General features: G+C 39.7%; 15 protein-coding genes. All 15 read right to left on the bottom strand.

Going from position 1 to position 16,833, the window contains the following annotated elements; genetic code table 11:
- Positions 1-89: 89 nt before the first annotated feature.
- A complete protein-coding gene (locus ACFX4N_RS15220; protein WP_013058813.1) occupies positions 90-1,049 on the bottom strand; it encodes an ABC transporter permease in 960 nt (319 codons plus the stop codon).
- A complete protein-coding gene (locus ACFX4N_RS15225; protein ID WP_013058814.1) occupies positions 1,046-2,107 on the bottom strand; it encodes an ABC transporter permease in 1,062 nt (353 codons plus the stop codon). Before ACFX4N_RS15225 ends, ACFX4N_RS15220 begins: the two co-directional genes overlap by 4 nt.
- Positions 2,104-3,633 carry an ABC transporter ATP-binding protein gene (locus tag ACFX4N_RS15230; RefSeq protein WP_057273932.1) on the bottom strand — a complete coding sequence of 510 codons (1,530 nt, stop codon included), beginning with the start codon at positions 3,631-3,633 and terminating at the stop codon, positions 2,104-2,106. Before ACFX4N_RS15230 ends, ACFX4N_RS15225 begins: the two co-directional genes overlap by 4 nt.
- 119 nt (positions 3,634-3,752) lie before the next feature.
- Positions 3,753-4,841, bottom strand: a complete 1,089-nt coding sequence (locus ACFX4N_RS15235) for a BMP family lipoprotein (protein ID WP_057273933.1) — start codon at positions 4,839-4,841, stop codon at positions 3,753-3,755.
- 133 nt (positions 4,842-4,974) lie between these two features.
- Complete coding sequence (locus ACFX4N_RS15240; protein ID WP_057273934.1) at positions 4,975-5,700, bottom strand: GntR family transcriptional regulator; 726 nt, start codon at positions 5,698-5,700, stop codon at positions 4,975-4,977.
- A gap of 300 nt (positions 5,701-6,000) precedes the next feature.
- Positions 6,001-6,195: a hypothetical protein gene (locus ACFX4N_RS15245; protein ID WP_377261740.1), complete on the bottom strand. Its 195-nt coding sequence runs from the start codon at positions 6,193-6,195 to the stop codon at positions 6,001-6,003.
- A 144-nt stretch (positions 6,196-6,339) separates the two neighbouring features.
- Entirely contained in the window at positions 6,340-8,697 is a 2,358-nt protein-coding gene (locus ACFX4N_RS15250; RefSeq protein WP_013058818.1) for an FtsK/SpoIIIE family DNA translocase, read from the bottom strand.
- A 138-nt stretch (positions 8,698-8,835) separates the two neighbouring features.
- Positions 8,836-9,045 carry a YlzJ-like family protein gene (locus tag ACFX4N_RS15255; protein ID WP_057273935.1) on the bottom strand — a complete coding sequence of 70 codons (210 nt, stop codon included), beginning with the start codon at positions 9,043-9,045 and terminating at the stop codon, positions 8,836-8,838.
- Positions 9,042-9,794, bottom strand: coding sequence for a ClpP family protease (locus tag ACFX4N_RS15260; protein WP_013058820.1), 753 nt, complete (start codon positions 9,792-9,794; stop codon positions 9,042-9,044). The genes ACFX4N_RS15255 and ACFX4N_RS15260 overlap by 4 nt, the downstream gene beginning before the upstream one ends.
- A gap of 105 nt (positions 9,795-9,899) precedes the next feature.
- Positions 9,900-11,567: a ribonuclease J gene (locus ACFX4N_RS15265; protein ID WP_057273936.1), complete on the bottom strand. Its 1,668-nt coding sequence runs from the start codon at positions 11,565-11,567 to the stop codon at positions 9,900-9,902.
- A gap of 194 nt (positions 11,568-11,761) precedes the next feature.
- Entirely contained in the window at positions 11,762-12,634 is an 873-nt protein-coding gene (gene dapA / locus ACFX4N_RS15270; RefSeq protein ID WP_013084756.1) for a 4-hydroxy-tetrahydrodipicolinate synthase, read from the bottom strand.
- 75 nt (positions 12,635-12,709) lie between these two features.
- Positions 12,710-13,942: an aspartate kinase gene (dapG, locus tag ACFX4N_RS15275; RefSeq protein WP_013058823.1), complete on the bottom strand. Its 1,233-nt coding sequence runs from the start codon at positions 13,940-13,942 to the stop codon at positions 12,710-12,712.
- A 39-nt stretch (positions 13,943-13,981) separates the two neighbouring features.
- Positions 13,982-15,025 carry an aspartate-semialdehyde dehydrogenase gene (gene asd, locus ACFX4N_RS15280; RefSeq protein WP_013058824.1) on the bottom strand — a complete coding sequence of 348 codons (1,044 nt, stop codon included), beginning with the start codon at positions 15,023-15,025 and terminating at the stop codon, positions 13,982-13,984.
- A gap of 191 nt (positions 15,026-15,216) precedes the next feature.
- On the bottom strand, positions 15,217-15,822 hold the full coding sequence (locus ACFX4N_RS15285) for a dipicolinate synthase subunit B (protein WP_013058825.1): 606 nt from the start codon (positions 15,820-15,822) through the stop codon (positions 15,217-15,219).
- Positions 15,822-16,721, bottom strand: coding sequence for a dipicolinic acid synthetase subunit A (gene dpaA, locus ACFX4N_RS15290; RefSeq protein ID WP_057273937.1), 900 nt, complete (start codon positions 16,719-16,721; stop codon positions 15,822-15,824). Before dpaA ends, ACFX4N_RS15285 begins: the two co-directional genes overlap by 1 nt.
- Positions 16,722-16,833 lie beyond the last annotated feature (112 nt).

A 16,833-nucleotide genomic window follows, 5' to 3' on the forward strand; every position in this document is an offset into this window, starting at 1 on the left:
AAAGGCGGAGAAAAGAATATGATTCCTTTATCTCCACCTTCTATATTTATCCAACTTTAGTCATTGTTAGACCTCGTATAGAGGATTTATTAGCGGCGGCCTTTTTCATAAGGAACGCCTAGCGCTTTAGGAGCCTCAGCACGTCCTACAAAACCAGTAAGTGCTAAGATTGTTAATACGTACGGTGCAATGGTTAAAAGGACGGATGGGATATCTTGAATAACCGGAATCTGAGCTCCCGTGATACTCAAAGACTGTGCTAACCCGAAAAACATGGCTGCACCTAAAGCACCAATAGGATGCCATTTTCCAAAAATCATAGCTGCAATAGCAAGGAACCCTTGTCCAGCAATCGTTCCCGCTGCAAAGTTTGTAGCGATAGATGTAGCATACACCGCGCCGCCGATTCCAGCTAACATTCCGGAAATCATAACGCCAACGTAACGCATTCTCACAACTTTGATCCCCATCGTGTCTGCTGCCATTGGGTGTTCACCAACTGAACGAAGACGAAGACCAAACGGCGTTTTATAAATGATGTACCATACAGCAAAAGCTAGCGCAATTGCAATATAAGACGTAATAGGAACATTCGAAAACAGAATTTTACCGATTACTGGAATGTCTGATAGACCTGGAATACTTACTTTATCGATACGGAATTGGATAAAATCTGTTTGTCCTTTCCCAAAAATCTTTTTGATTAAAAAGATTGAAAGACCCGCAGCTAGAAAATTCAGCGCTACACCACTTACAGTTTGATCTGCTTTTAATGTAATACTTGCAACAGCATGAATCAGCGAAAACACAGCGCAAACAACAGCCGCAATTACTATCGCTACCCACGGGGCCCAAGCACCTAATGAATCCTGAAGTAAAAGGGTTGAAACAATACCTGTGAACGCGCCAAACATCATCAGCCCTTCTAATCCGATGTTCACGACCCCGGAACGTTCACTAAATATCCCTCCGAGCGCGGTAAAGATAAGCGGTGCAGCTGAATAAAGCGCCGCTGGAATAATAATGGCTAACACCTCTAAGAAGTTCATTTTGCTCCCCCCTTGCCTGCACGGCCAAGCACCCAGCGAATTAAATAACTAGATGCAACAAAAAAGATAATAAGCGCAATGACAATTTGAATTAATTCAGACGGTACGCCTGTCATAAAGTTCATTTGAGGAGCCGCAGTTTGCAATCCTCCGAAAAAGAATGAAGCTAATAAAATTCCAATTGCGCTGTTAGCTCCTAAAAGAGCTACGGCGATACCGTCAAACCCCGTACCCGTAAACGCAGTGAATGTGCCCATATACTGAAATGTTCCAAGCCCTTCCATTGCCCCGGCAAGCCCGGCAAAAGCGCCTGAAATCGCCATGGATAACACAATGTTTCGGCCTACATTCATTCCTGCATACTGTGAAGCATGTTGATTAAAACCAACAGCTCTTAGCTCGAAGCCCTTAGCTGTTTTATTCAAAATAAACCACATTACGATGGCTGCAGCGATGGTAATAAGAATGCCGTAATGAAGGCGGGAGTTATCGGTTAACTGTGCTAAAAAGCTTGATGCTAAAGATGCCGATTCCTTAATATCATACGATTTTTCATTACCCGCATATAAATACGTACGGATTAAGCTGCTTGTTGTATAAAGGGCAATATAGTTCATCATAATGGAAACAATTACTTCATGAACATGAAATTTTGCTTTTAAAAATCCTGGAATAAACGCCCAAACTGCTCCAGCTGCAGCTGCTGCTAATACAGCTAAAGGAATATGAATGACTGCTGGTAAATCAAACGCATACCCAACCCATACTGAAGCCAACCAGCCAACTAAAAGCTGTCCTTCTACTCCAATGTTAAAGAGACCGGTTTTATAAGCAAACGCAACCGCGATACCAGCCAGAGCAAGGGGAGTCATGGCACGAATCGTTTCTCCAATGGCTTTTGGCGTTCCAAACATCCCGTCAAAAAGAGATTGATAGCCAAGCATTGGATCATAGCCGCCTAGTAACATAATAACCGCTCCGGCAATGAGTCCTAATATGGCCGATACAACAGGGATCAAAATCATCATTACACGTTCATTTTTCACAAGTTTATTCATGCTGTTCCACCCGCTTTCTCACGCGTACCGCCTGCCATTAATAAGCCTAACTCTTGTTCATTCGTTTCTTTTGGATCTACAATGTCGACTATTTTCCCTTCATAAATAACCGCAATGCGATCGCTTAAATTTATTACTTCATCCAGTTCTAGCGAAACAAGCAGCACTGCTCGTCCTTTATCTCGTTCTTCGATCAGTTTCTTATGAATAAATTCAATGGCCCCTACGTCCAGCCCCCTCGTTGGCTGAGCTGCAATTAATAGCTCCGGACTGCGGTCTACTTCACGGGCAATAATGGCTTTTTGCTGATTCCCCCCCGATAGCGATCGCGCTTGTGTATATTGACTAGGCGTTCGCACATCATATTCTGCAATTAGTTCTTTTGCCTTTTTATACATCTCTTTATAATTTAAAATACCTGATTTAGACATCGGCTTTTGATAATACGTTTGAAGGCCAATATTTTCACCTATTGTATAATCTAATACCAGTCCGTGCTTATGACGATCCTGCGGAATATGTCCTATTCCTGACTCCGTAATTTTACGAGTGGATAACGTAGACAATTCTTGATTTTTTAATGTGATCGAGCCCGACTTTATTTTTCTCAGACCCGTAATTGCTTCAATCAGCTCTGTTTGACCATTCCCATCTACACCCGCGATGCCTACAATTTCGCCTGCCCGAACGCTTAGATCAAGTGAACTTACAGCCTCTACTCCTCGGCTGTCTTCTACTACTAATTCTTTTATTGTTAACACAGCTTCTTTTGGAGTCGCTGTTTTCTTTTCAGTTTTAAAATGCACTTCTCTTCCTACCATTAAAGCAGCAAGTTCATCAGGGTTGGTCTCTTGCACATTTACCGTGCCAACCCCGACACCTTTTCGAATAATTGTACAGCGGTCACATACTGACATAATTTCTTTTAATTTATGCGTAATTAAAATAATCGACTTTCCTTCTTGAATTAATTTTTTCATAATTTGAATTAATTCCGTAATTTCCTGAGGTGTTAAGGCGGCAGTAGGTTCATCAAAAATAAGAATGTCGGCTCCTCTGTAAAGCGTCTTTAAAATTTCCACTCGCTGCTGCATGCCAACTGAGATATCTTGAATCTTCGCATATGGATCTACCGATAATCCATATTGATTTGAAAGCTCTTGAATATCTTGAGCTGCTTTTTTAATATTGATTTTCCCCGTGCGCGTCGGTTCGTTTCCAAGAATAATATTTTCTGTTACTGTAAAGTTTTGAACGAGCATAAAATGCTGATGAACCATCCCAATTCCTAAGTCATTCGCTACGTTAGGGTCCGTGATTTTGACTTCTTGGCCGTTTACACGAATCTGCCCTTTTTCAGGCTGATAAAGTCCAAATAAAACGTTCATCAGCGTTGACTTACCTGCACCATTTTCTCCTAACAAAGCATGAATTTCTCCCTTTTTCACTTGGAGTGTAATATTGTCATTAGCGACAATACCGGGAAACTCTTTGCGAATATCTAGCATTTCAATAACATATTCCACTGCTTTCACTCCCTATTCCTGCCTGCTACAGGATTCTGTCTTCCGTTTTTTAGCTATGAAAAAGGCTAGTTTTCACTAGCCTTTTATACTCATATAATCATTGCTTAACAGACGTCAGCTTATTTTTTAAGCGTTTTTTCAAACTCTTTAAATTCTTTATCCGTTTGAGGCACTGTAATGTCACCGTCTAGAATTTTTTGCTTATACTCATCAACTGCTTTTAACGCATCTTTGCTTACATTATCTTGTGATGGAGCAATTCCTACTCCGTCTTCTTTTAAGCCAAACACAACTTCTTTACCACCTGGGAATTTGTCGTCCATTGCTTTTTTGGCAACATCTTCTACAGCCAAGTCAACGCGTTTAACCATCGAAGTTAACGTTACGTTTTCAGGCATACCTTCTTCATGCTGATCGCGGTCAACTCCAATTACCCAAACCTTTTTGTCTTTCCCGCCTTTTGAACGGTTTTTAGCTTCTGTAAATACGCCGTTTCCAGTACCGCCAGCCGCTTGATAAATAATATCAGCGCCTTTGCTGTAAATGGTAGAAGCAATAGCTGAACCTTTTTCTGGAGAGTTAAAACTTTCTGCGTATTGAGAGATAACTTCAGCATCTGGGTTTACAGATTTAACACCTGCTTTAAATCCGTTTTCAAACTTCTTGATTAATGGAGATTCAACGCCTCCGATAAAGCCGATTTTGTTCGTTTTCGTTTGTTTAGCTGCCACTACACCTACTAAGAAAGAGCCTTGCTCTTCTTTAAATAGAATGCTTGCCACGTTATCTAAGTTCTCTGACTTTAGCGTATCGTCTACTAATGCAAAGTTAGCATCTGGATACTGCTTTGCTGCTTTTTTAATATCTTCTTTTAATAAAAAGCCAATTCCATACGTCAAGTTGTAGCCACTCTCAGCAAATTTAGAAAGATTGCTCTCGTATTCAGATGCTTTTGTAGACTGCAAATACTTATATCCAGTCCCTTCATCAAGTCCGTTATCTTTCCCAAACTTTGTCAGACCTTCCCAAGCAGATTGGTTAAACGATTTATCATCTACCCCGCCCGTATCTGTTACCATTCCCACTTTAAAATCCGCCGCTTTTTTATCTCCGCCGCTCTTATCTGCGTCGTCTGAGCCACACGCGCTTAAAAGTGTTCCTGCCGCTAATACTAGTGATAATGCAAGTCCCGTTTTACGTTTTAACATGTTTTAACCCCCTGAATAGTTTTAAAAGTATAAAGCCAATTTTCTATTTCGTCCTTGTGACCTACATTTGACACCTCCTTAAAAGGACAATGTTAAACAGTTATAAATTTTCTGACATTTAACCACAAAAAAACTAGATGCGTTTACGCAATACTTGGAAACTAAATTGATCTGCTTTAAAATAATTGATGGAATATAAAATGGGTTCATCATGCTGGTCATAATGCATTTGTTTCAGCACAAGCAAAGCGGTTTCTGGTTCGCATTGTAAAATAGGAGAAACTTTTTCATGATAGCCTAGAGGCTCAATGTTTGCCACTGCGTATGAAATATGTTTTCCTGCTTGTTTTTCAAGAATTTCTAGCAAAGACTCTTGTTTATATTCGAAATTTTCAGGCAATATTTTTTGAGGAACCTTGTCCATGCAATATACAACCGGCTCTCCGTTTGCCGTTCTCACCCGTTCAACAAATAAAATCTGTTCGTCTTCCCCGCAAGCAAAACGTGTTAAATCATTTTCAGACAACTCTTGTATTTGAGAAGATAAGAAGATTGTTCCAGCCTTCATACCGGCTTGTTCAATCATATGTGTTATACTATTTAATTGCTCAATCCCTGACAAAAAAGTAGGCTTCGTGTTGACAAATGTTCCCACGCCGTGTCTGCGAACAATAATATTCTCTTCTTCTAATATGCGAAGTGCCTCACGTAGCGTTGCGCGGCTAACCCCTAGCTGCTTTGATAAATCAAACTCTGAAGGGAGTCTTTCCTTTTCTTTAAAAATTCCTTTTTCTATATTTTGTTTAATTTTATCAATCACTTGTAAATACAAGTGCCGATTATCCGCACGTATAGACATCATTCTTCCTCCATATTAAAAAGTCATCAGACCTCTGATGTTCGACTACTTAATCGAAAATAATATATCATTTTTCGACAGATAAATAAATAGGTTATATTAATTTTTTATTAAAATTATTATTATTTTTTTAAAAAAATGAATTTTTGTTATTTTTTAATGTCAGCATACCTAACAACCTGCTTTTCTTCTAATATTAGATAAAAACCAAACATTTTAGTCATTAAATTTTTTAATATTCGTTTTTATTCCATTTATTTAGCATGACATATTTTTGTATGATACTATTCTTACCGTCTCTTATTCCATAAAAAATGAGGTTGAGACATAACGAAATGAATTCAAACTAAAGACGAACAAATGGGATAATGAGCTGAACAGCTTGTGACACTGCAGTTGATTTCCGTGTAAAACTCCGGTTTCCGCCGGCGGGTGATGAGCCTCCTCGTCGCTTGCGCTTTTCCCGCAGGAGTCTTCGCCCTGCCCTTCAATCAACTGCTAGAAGGAACGAAACAGATAAAACCTACGTTTATCATAACAAAAAAAAACGAACCACTAATCAAACATGTTGATTAATGGTTCGTTTTTCACTTCAGCTAAAATACTTTTGTCCCAGCCTCATCTTTTCTAGTAACATTATTAAGATCCAACATCCTCATTTTGCTGAGAAATCAGCACGGAACGCGGCTTACTTCCTTCATAAGGCCCCACCACTCCACGCTCTTCCATTGCATCGATCAAGCGTGCAGCCCGGTTATAGCCAATTCGAAAGCGTCGCTGCAGCATAGAAACAGAAGCTGTTTGCATTTCTGCTACAAGCTGTACCGCTTCGTCATATAGCTCATCTGCAAAATCATCAACTTGTTCAGGAGCATCGGTTGGAATCATTTCTTCTTGATACTGCGCTTTTTGCTGTGCAATTACAAAATCAACAATTTCTTCTACTTCTTCATCTGATAAAAAGGCACCTTGCACACGCACAGGTTTTGAAGCTCCAACAGGCATGAACAGCATATCTCCTCTTCCTAGAAGCTTCTCAGCTCCTCCCATATCTAAGATCGTACGAGAGTCAGTTTGTGAAGATACACTAAAAGCGATTCGGGAAGGAATGTTTGCTTTAATAACCCCAGTAATAACATCTACTGATGGTCGCTGTGTAGCAATAATCAAATGAATGCCGGCAGCACGAGCCATTTGAGCAAGACGTGTGATCGAATCTTCGACGTCAGATGAAGCAACCATCATCAAGTCAGCCAACTCATCGACAATCACCACAATATAAGGAAGAGTCGGCTGTTTTGCATCGGCATCTCCATCATCATTCATACGTTTTACTAAATCGTTATATCCTTCAATGTTTCTCGTTCCGCTGTGTGAAAACAACTCATAACGTCGCTCCATCTCACTTACAACTTTCTTTAAGGCTTGAGAAGCTTTTTTCGGATCCGTTACAACAGGAGCCAATAAATGCGGAATACCATTGTACATATTGAGCTCAACCATTTTAGGGTCAATCATCATTAATTTTACTTCATGAGGCTTTGTCCTCATTAAAATACTAATAATAATACCGTTGATACACACACTTTTTCCGCTTCCTGTTGCCCCTGCTACAAGCATATGAGGCATTTTATTAAGCTCTGCTAGCACAGCTTCGCCTGAAATATCTCTTCCTAAACCAACTAATAGCTTTTTATCCGGTCGGTTATTTTCAGTTGCTTCAAGTACTTCTCTAAGTGAAACCATCGCTACTTCTTCGTTCGGCACTTCAATTCCTACCGCTGATTTCCCGGGAATTGGAGCTTCAATCCGAATATCTTTGGCAGCTAATGCAAGTGCTAGATCATCACTTAAATTGACAATCTTACTTACTTTTACTCCTACATCAGGATATACTTCATATTTTGTAACAGCTGGTCCAAGGTGAACTTTTGCCACTTTTGCTTTTACGCCGAAACTTTGAAACGTTTTTTCAAGTTTTTCGGCATTTTTATAAATGTTTTTATGCTCTTTTGCCTGGTTGCTTTTCTTTGGCATCGTTAATAGCTTGATAGGAGGAAGCTCATACTCTTTATTTTCCGTTTCAGTAAATGTAATCATAGGAGCTTTTTCTTCTTCCTGTTCCTTTTGCGGCTTTGGCTGTTGCGGTGCAGCAGCTACAGGCTTCGATTCCATAACCGGCGGCGCTGGAGCTATAGGAGCAGCAGGAGATTGACTAGACTCTTCCTCTCCGTAGTCAAAGTGTTCAATAATTGGAGGCGAAGGTGCTTCTACTTCTATGTCCATGCTTTCTTCAGGTTCTTGCACAGCTTTTTCTTGTCGTCTCTTTTTTGTTGTTTTAGGAGCTTTTTTCTTCTTATGTTTCCACGTCTGAATATCTTGCCAGCCTTCTTTTAACTCCGTTGTTAAAAAATTCACTAGAGGTGACAAAAGTTTTAATACCGTTTCGTGAAGCGAACGTCCGGTAATAAGCAGTACCCCAATCACAATAAGCAAGGCAGCGATAAGTTCTGTTCCTAAGCTATCAAATAGATAGTAGAACATGGCAAACATAATAGCTCCTATCATCCCTCCGCCTAAATCACTGTGATTCGATTGGCCCGTTGCTTCGAGCATATACAAATCCCACGTGTTCATAATGACAGACGGATCTGTAAACGTTCCGTTTTTTGATAAATTTTCAAATAACGTAACATGACTAAACAGTAAAATAGATAAAATAATGAGATATGTACCGATAAGCTGCCGCGTCACTAAAGGAGGCATTTCTCTTTTCCAAATAATATAAACAGATAGAATAGCCATTCCGATTAAACACAGCATATACCATTCGCCAATAAATAAGCGGACCACTAGTACAAGGGCCTGTCCTACAGCACCAAGTCCTGCCATGGCAATTAACGTTAATGCTAATAAAAATAAGCCAATAAGCTCAAAGCGCAATATGCGTTTCCATTCATCCTTTTTTATTTGACCTCTTCGTTTTTTCTTTGCCATTTTTCCACTCCAATCAACGTCCAACACTCTATGTTGATTTTGTTTCTTTTATCAGTTGAATAAAAAAGCAGCCAATACAGCGGCTGCCTTCTTCGTCATATTCATTATACCATATTCACCATAATTATACTGAAATCCTTACGACAAAATTTGACCAGGATAATAATTTTCATTCAAATAATCTTGAGGATTCGTGCTTAAAATCCTCACAATTTGCTGTTGCCTTTGTTCATTTTCTTCAACAATAACCGGGATTCCATTATGGTTAATAAGCTTTGGCTGAGATTGTTCTTGATGATAAGACTGCTGAAAGATCAGTTCTTGCGGCATCATTGTATACAAAATCATTGCAGCAGCTGCTCCTCATTCTGACGTCCTTGCTCAATCAGTTCATTCAATTTTTTGATCGCTTGAGCAACTCCGCCTACTTCATTAATTAACCCGTATGAAACAGCATCTCCGCCAACTACATTTGTCCCGATATCACGCGTTAAGTTCCCTTTTGAAAACATAAGTTCTTTAAACTTTTCTTCTGAAATATGAGAGTGTTCTCTCACAAAGTTAATCACGCGCTCTTGCATTTTATCTAAGTATTCAAATGTTTGCGGTACACCAATAACAAGACCCGTTAAGCGAATAGGATGAATGGTCATGGTCGCTGTACCGGCAATATACGAATAATCAGTTGAAACCGCAATTGGAACACCGATTGAATGTCCGCCTCCTAACACAATAGACACAGAAGGCTTGGATAACGAAGCGATCATTTCAGCAATTGCAAGACCCGCTTCTACATCTCCACCTACTGTATTCAAGATAATAAGCAATCCTTCAATTTTTGGATTTTGTTCGATCGCCACAATTTGCGGGATGACATGCTCATATTTTGTCGTTTTGTTTTGAGGAGGCAGCTGCATGTGCCCTTCGATTTGTCCTACAATCGTTAAACAGTGAATATTAGAATCCTGAGGAAGCTGAGCCACGTTGGTCTGTCCTAGTTGTTGAATTTTATCTAATATTCCGCCCTTGCTTTCTTCATTTTTATTAGGCTGCTGAGGCGCTTCATCAGAATGTAATCTTTCGTTATTTTCAAACATATTCTAGCTCCTTTCACTTATTGATAGTAGTAGTATGAACTTCTCATAGTTATTACATCCGCATCAGCTGCAAATAAAAAGCCTTCCCAGCGGGAAGGCTTCACATTAGATTTCCATGATAATCGGTAAAATCATCGGTTTACGACGGGTTTTTTCATATAAAAATTGATTTAAACTTTCTCTCATTTTTAATTTTAATGAAGACCACTCGATCACTTTGTCTTCCATACACTTTTCTAAAATTTGCTGAACAATCTTCGTTGCTTCTTCTAAAAGCTTTTCTGATTCTCTTACATAGACGAATCCGCGGGAGATGATTTCTGGCCCCGCTACTACCGTTTTTTGGCGTTTATTAATCGTAACTACCACCGTTAAGATTCCGTCCTGTGACAGCAGCCTGCGATCTCTCAGAACGATATTTCCAATATCACCGACGCCTAGTCCATCAATGAGCGTATTTCCCGCTTGAATAGAACCGCTAGGGTACATGCGAGCATCTTTAAATTCAACTCGCTCACCTTTTTCAAGCAAACAAATATGATCTTCTGATATTCCTAATTGACCGGCCAGCTTTGCATAAGCTTTTTGTTTTCGATACTCTCCATTCACAGGCATGACATATTTCGGCTTTGTTAAGTTAATCATAAATTTTAATTCTTCTTGACTGCCGTGTCCGGAAGCCTGCACTTTCCTCTGAGCAAACACTACGCTTGCTCCTAAACGAAAGATGACGTCAATTGTTTTTGAAAAGGTCGTTTCGTGCCCCGCCACAGGTGTAGCAGCCAGCAGGACCGTATCATCTTGTTTGATTTGAATAAATTTATGGGACTGTTTAGCCATTCGAGTAAGACCTAAAATCGGCTCTCCGTGATGACCTGTTGTTAAAATAACCGTTTCATGTTCTGGAAGATCTTTTAGCTTTTGTACAGGAACAATTAAATCCTCAGGCAGCTGCAAATGTCCAAGTTTTGCTGCAATATCAATGATTTTCAGCATACTTTTTTCCATAACGATCAGGTTACGGCCGTGCTGATATGCGGCATGAATGATTTGCTGAATACGGTGCAGATTGGAACTGTATGCAGCAACAATGATTCGACCTTTGCTTTTATAAAAAGCGTCGGTAATATTTTGTCCAATGACGGCTTCAGAAACTGTATAGCCTGGCTTATCCGCATTTGTACTGTCTGAAAGCAAACACAGGACGCCTTGTTCCCCAATGGCAGCCATTTTTCCAATATCAGCGCTTTGAATGCTGACTGAATTTTGATCAAATTTAAAATCACCTGTATATACAATCGCCCCTTGATTTGTTTGTAAACAAATACCGACTGAATCTTGGATGCTGTGCTGCGTTCTAAAAAATGAAATATCCACTCCTTCAAACGATAAAACCGTTGACGAAGTGATAGGATGTAAAGCTTCATATTTTTTAATTCCATATTCTTTTAACTTTTCTTTGATAAGTGCTAGCGTTAATTCTGTACCATATACAGGCACATCCAATTTTTGAAGTATAAAGGGAATAGCGCCAATTTGTTCTTCGTGTCCATGAGTAACAAATATGCCTTTTACGTTCTGCTGATTTTCTACTAAATATGTAATGTCCGGAATGACAGTATCAATTCCTAACATTTCCCCTCCCGGAAACTTTGATCCTGCATCTAACACATATATGTTTTCATTGATTTCCACCACATACATGTTTTTTCCAAGTTCTCCGACTCCACCCAAGGCTGAAATTTTAATATTTTCTGTCTTTTCTAGTACCATAAGCTCCTCCTACTTACTTTCACCCGTACAATTTCATTTGCTTACATTATAACTGAAGTAAGAATTGGAATACAAGAAATTTCATTCGTCTATTTCCGTCATCTGCTCTTCTATTATCTTATAAGAAAAAAACGTCCCTTCATCGACTCGTATATACGGTCAATGAAGAGACGTTTAAAAAACATACTTATAGCTTATAGCGTATTTAATGTGCTGACTAACGTTTGGCGTTCTTCTTCTGTTAACGGAACTAAAGGTAATCGTACCGATCCTACGTCTAATCCTTTTAGCTGTAAAGCCGTTTTAACAGGCGTTGGACTTGGAGCTGCAAAAAGAGATTTCATAACAGGTACAATACGCTGATGAATTTTTGCTGCTTCCTTCGGATTTCCTGACTCATAAAGCTTAACCATCTCTTGCATTTCATTCCCAATAATGTGAGAGGCAACAGAAATAATACCAGTTCCTCCAATTGCTAATACCGGTAGTGTTAAGCCATCATCACCGCTGTATAAAGCAAAATCATCGCTTGTTTGTGCGATAATAGCTGTCATTGCGTCAAGATCTCCGCTTGCATCTTTTAACGCTACAACATTTGGCAGTTCAGCTAGGCGTACAATTGTATCAACAGACATATTGATCACGGATCGCCCTGGAATATTGTATAACATGACAGGCAGCTCTGTACTTTCAGCAATTGTTTTAAAGTGCTGATATAAGCCTTCCTGATTCGGCTTGTTGTAATAAGGTGCTACAATCATAATCGCATCTACGCCGATTTCTTCTGCCTTTTTCGTTAATTCAATTGATGCATACGTATTGTTGCTTCCTGTACCAGCCACAACAGGTACACGGCCATCTACTACCTTTACTGAGTGGCGGAACAGCGCCAGCTTTTCTTCTGTTGAAAGCGTAGGAGATTCACCCGTTGTTCCTGCAATAACCAACGCATCCGAACCGTTGCTGATTAAATAGTTAATAAGCTGCGTTGTTTTTTCAAAATCAATATTTCCTTTATGATCAAAAGGCGTTACCATCGCTGTTGCGACTTTCCCAAAATCAATCATGTTTTCACTCCTTGAAATTGCATTATCCCTATTCATGTAATGAACCGTTAGCTTATAGCTAACGGAACATGTAGTTTATCTCTTTTGCGGTGCTTTTGACAAGTCAAAGGCACCATGAAGAGCATTAACGGCTTTCTTTAAATCCTCTTCTTTTACAAGCACCCAAATCGTCGTATGGCTGTCAGCAGATTGTAAAATCTGAATACCTTCGCTAGAAAGGGCTGTAACAATTTTAGATGTAACACCAGGCACCCCTGCAATTCCTGCTCCAACCGTTGACACTTTGGCACAGTTGCGAATAACAGCCGGCTCATACCCCAGCGCATGAAGCACATCAATCGCTTTGTCAGTTGCTTCATCTGTTACCGTATATACAACACCCTTCGGTGAAATATTGATAAAATCTACGCTGATTTTTTCTTGTGCCATTGCTTTGAATACTTCTGCTTGCGTATCATAATGGCCTTCTTTACTAAAAACTTTAATTTGAGTGACGTTGGATACGTGCGCGATGCCTGTTACAAGGCGTTCTTGCACATCGCTTCCACGCTGCTGTGCTTCACCTTGAGATGTAACGAGCGTACCTGCTGAATCAGCATACGTGGAACGGACGCGCATCGGTACTTTTGCCTGCATGGCAATCTCTACGGCACGTGGGTGAACTACTTTTGCACCTTGATAAGCCATATTGCATATTTCGTTATATGTGACAACGGATAGCGGCCTTGCATCTTCTACAATACGCGGGTCCGCTGTCATCACACCTTCTACATCTGTGAAAATGTCAATGTAATCAGCCATAAGGGCTGCACCTAAAGCTGAAGCAGATGTATCGCTGCCTCCGCGTCCAAGCGTTGTTGTATCACCTTCAGTAGTTGCCCCTTGAAAGCCTGTTACAACAACGACATCATATTCTTCTAATTCTTTTAACAAACGGTCGCATTTCATTTCCAGTATCTTGGCATTGGTAAAATCATCATTCGTCACAAACCCGGCCTGTGCACCGTTTAATGCTGTAGCTTTAATACCATTTTCGTTTAATAAATTCGTAAATACAACCGATGAAATTAACTCTCCGCATGCCATAAGCATATCAAGCTCACGTTTGTTAAGTGACGCTTTATTTCCATCAACAAGTGAAAGCAATGTATCTGTTGCATACGGCTCACCTTTTCGTCCCATTGCCGATACGACAACGACTACTTTGTAACCCTCACTTAATGCATTATTTAAATGATAGATTGCTCTCGCTCTTCCTTCTTCGTTACGAACGGAAGTTCCTCCAAATTTTTGGACGATTATTTTCATACTTACACCTCATCATGTTCCGAGACACTCTGGTTGCGCTTATTTTACTAAGCTAAGCTTAATAAGTGATTCTGCAATTTGTACAGAATTCCAAGCTGCACCTTTTAACAAGTTATCAGAAACGATCCACATATGGAAACCGTTATCGCGATCTAAATCTTTACGAATACGGCCGACAAACACATCTCGTTTACCTACACAATCTGCTGGCATTGGATATACTTGATTTTCTGGATCATCTTGCAATACGATACCAGGTGCATCAGCCAATAAATTTTTCACATCAGCTACCGTTACACCGTCTTTTTCAATTTCAATGTACACTGACTCTGAATGACCTGTTACAACCGGTAGACGAACACAAGTAGCAGCTACTGGCAATTCAGGCATGCTCATAATTTTCTTCGTTTCATTAATCATTTTCATTTCTTCAAATGTAAAACCGTTATCTTGAAATTTATCAATTTGCGGAATGGCATTAAAAGCAATTTGATAATGTTTTTTATCTCCACCAACCGGTAAAATTTCCGGTGTAAACTCTTTTTCTTCTAAAATAGCTTTAGCTTGTTCTTTTAATTCATTAATTGCAGCAGCTCCTGCTCCAGAAACGGCTTGATACGTTGATACTAGCACTTTAGATAAGCCGTATGTTTCGCGCAATGGCTGTAATGCTGCAACCATTTGAATTGTAGAGCAGTTTGGGTTAGCAATAATTCCGTTATGTGCGTGTAATGCGTCTTCATTCACTTCCGGCACAACTAACGGGACATTTTCATCCATTCGATAAGCGCTTGTGTTGTCTACAACGATTGCTCCGCGTTTTACTGCCTCTGGTGCAAGTGCTTTTGAAATGCTCCCGCCTGCACTGAATAAAGCAATGTCTACGCCTTCAAAGCTATCCGGAGTTGCTTCTTGCACAACAACTTCTTCTCCGTTAAACAACACTTTTTTACCAGCTGAACGAGCTGAAGATAATAACGTTAATTTACCAACTGGAAAATTACGCTCCTGTAGGGTTTTAATCATTTGTTGTCCTACTGCACCTGTTGCTCCTACTACTGCTACATGTAATTCTCTTGTCATTTTAATACCGCCTCCAACAATTTTCAACTACTCAACATTTATCTGCATATACTGACTATTTTAACATATTATTATGCTTCATTGCGTCAAAGAAGAGAAGATTTTTAAAATCTTCTCTTCTTTGAGATTGAGAGTTCTCTTACAGCCGCAGTATTGAATAGATTCATGCAACAGCAAGAGGCATATATGTCCTATGACTCTTGACCGTCGCGGAACCTTTCGACAATAACAGGCTGAATCTGTTTATCTTCAAGCGCTGCGTACACCGTGTCTGATAACATCGTCATACGCGCTACCATTGAATTTGGCTTAAGCACCGGGTCATCTTGACCAAATGGAATAAAATAAATATTTTTAGTCGCCATTAGCCTCATTAAGTTTACACCATTTAGCCCTAGTGCGTCATTAGTCGAAATTCCCAGTACCACCGGCTTATTATTACGAAGCGTTGCTTTAGCTGCCATGAGTACCGGAGATTCAGTCATTGCATTTGCAAACTTACTCATCGTATTCCCAGTGATCGGGGCAACCACCATACAATCAAGCGGAATTTTTGGTCCTAAAGGCTCTGCTTTTACAATTGTATTGATGACGGCGTGACCTGTTAATTCCTCAATTTTCTTCACCCAGTCTTCTCCATCTCCAAAACGAGTATTTGTGGATTGTACAGTGTAAGAAACAACCGGTAACACTTCTGCTCCCAAATTAACAAGCTTTTCAATTTCTGGCATAACCGCATCATACGTACAGTGAGATCCGGTTAAGCCAAACCCTATTCTTTTACCTTTTAATGACATTATTTTTTCTCCTCTCTCGCATCCGCAGCGTCTTTTAATAAATTCACTAATACATTAGCGACAATCTGACCTGCTGTTTTTGGAGCCACAATTCCTGGAAGACCAGGTGCTAAAATAGCTTTAATTCCCCGTTTTTCTGCATAGCGGAAATCGGTTCCTCCAGGCTTTGAAGCTAAATCAATAATGAGCGCATGGGTCCGGACATTAGATAATGTCTTAGCCGTTAAGATGGGGTATGGAATGGTGTTAATACATATATCACTATCAGCAATTTCTTTATCGAGTTCAGAAAGATAGAAAGGTTGCAAACCCATTTCAGCAATACGTGCTAAATGTTCAGATTTTCTAGCTCCTACTTTTACATTGGCACCCAGTGCAGCAAAGGACCTCGCCACGCTCATTCCTACTCTTCCTAAACCTAGGACAGAAATATTTGAACCGTGAATAGTAAAATCTGTATGTTGAATAACAAGCATGATGGTACCTTCAACAGTAGGAATAGAGTTATAAATTGCTACATCATCACGCTCAAATAGCTGAACGAGTTTACGGTTTGTCGTTTTGACTAATTCGTTTAAATACCCATTGCTAATACCAGAATAAATAATGCAGTGCTCAGGCGTTTTTTTAAGTATTTCTTCAGTCAGCACTACTTTTTCATTTGAAAAAATAGTATCTACTTGCCCTTCGTGATTTGTTCCAGGCACTGGAAGGATGATGGCGTCAACATCTGAAAAATCCAGCTCCTCTATCTGATATTTCGTCGCACCTGTAAAACCATGATCTAGCTGATCAAAACCAATAAGAGAGGTTTTTGCATCTAATTGAATTAATTTTCGAATGACTTCAAGCTGCCTAGCATCACCGCCAATTACAGCTATGTGCAAATCCGTTAACATGTTTCATTTTCACCTTCTTTAACATTAAATAGATGTATCTTTCGCTTAAACCATCGAGATGTAAAGTGCTATCATTACGCCCTAGAATGCCTATTGCTTTTCTCCAACATAC

This window comes from Priestia sp. YIM B13551, assembly GCF_042787905.1.
Lineage (GTDB): Bacteria > Bacillota > Bacilli > Bacillales > Bacillaceae_H > Priestia.

Bases quoted from the DNA above. Each gene is read 5' to 3' on its own strand.
- ACFX4N_RS15220 (WP_013058813.1), bottom strand. From the start codon at position 1,049: ATGAACTTCTTAGAGGTGTTAGCCATTATTATTCCAGCGGCGCTTTAT.
- ACFX4N_RS15225 (WP_013058814.1), bottom strand. From the start codon at position 2,107: ATGAATAAACTTGTGAAAAATGAACGTGTAATGATGATTTTGATCCCT.
- ACFX4N_RS15235 (WP_057273933.1), bottom strand. From the start codon at position 4,841: ATGTTAAAACGTAAAACGGGACTTGCATTATCACTAGTATTAGCGGCA.
- ACFX4N_RS15240 (WP_057273934.1), bottom strand. From the start codon at position 5,700: ATGTCTATACGTGCGGATAATCGGCACTTGTATTTACAAGTGATTGAT.
- ACFX4N_RS15250 (WP_013058818.1), bottom strand. From the start codon at position 8,697: ATGGCAAAGAAAAAACGAAGAGGTCAAATAAAAAAGGATGAATGGAAA.
- ACFX4N_RS15255 (WP_057273935.1), bottom strand. From the start codon at position 9,045: ATGATTTTGTATACAATGATGCCGCAAGAACTGATCTTTCAGCAGTCT.
- ACFX4N_RS15260 (WP_013058820.1), bottom strand. From the start codon at position 9,794: ATGTTTGAAAATAACGAAAGATTACATTCTGATGAAGCGCCTCAGCAG.
- ACFX4N_RS15265 (WP_057273936.1), bottom strand. From the start codon at position 11,567: ATGGTACTAGAAAAGACAGAAAATATTAAAATTTCAGCCTTGGGTGGA.
- dapA (WP_013084756.1), bottom strand. From the start codon at position 12,634: ATGATTGATTTTGGGAAAGTCGCAACAGCGATGGTAACGCCTTTTGAT.
- dapG (WP_013058823.1), bottom strand. From the start codon at position 13,942: ATGAAAATAATCGTCCAAAAATTTGGAGGAACTTCCGTTCGTAACGAA.
- asd (WP_013058824.1), bottom strand. From the start codon at position 15,025: ATGACAAGAGAATTACATGTAGCAGTAGTAGGAGCAACAGGTGCAGTA.
- ACFX4N_RS15285 (WP_013058825.1), bottom strand. From the start codon at position 15,822: ATGTCATTAAAAGGTAAAAGAATAGGGTTTGGCTTAACCGGATCTCAC.
- dpaA (WP_057273937.1), bottom strand. From the start codon at position 16,721: ATGTTAACGGATTTGCACATAGCTGTAATTGGCGGTGATGCTAGGCAG.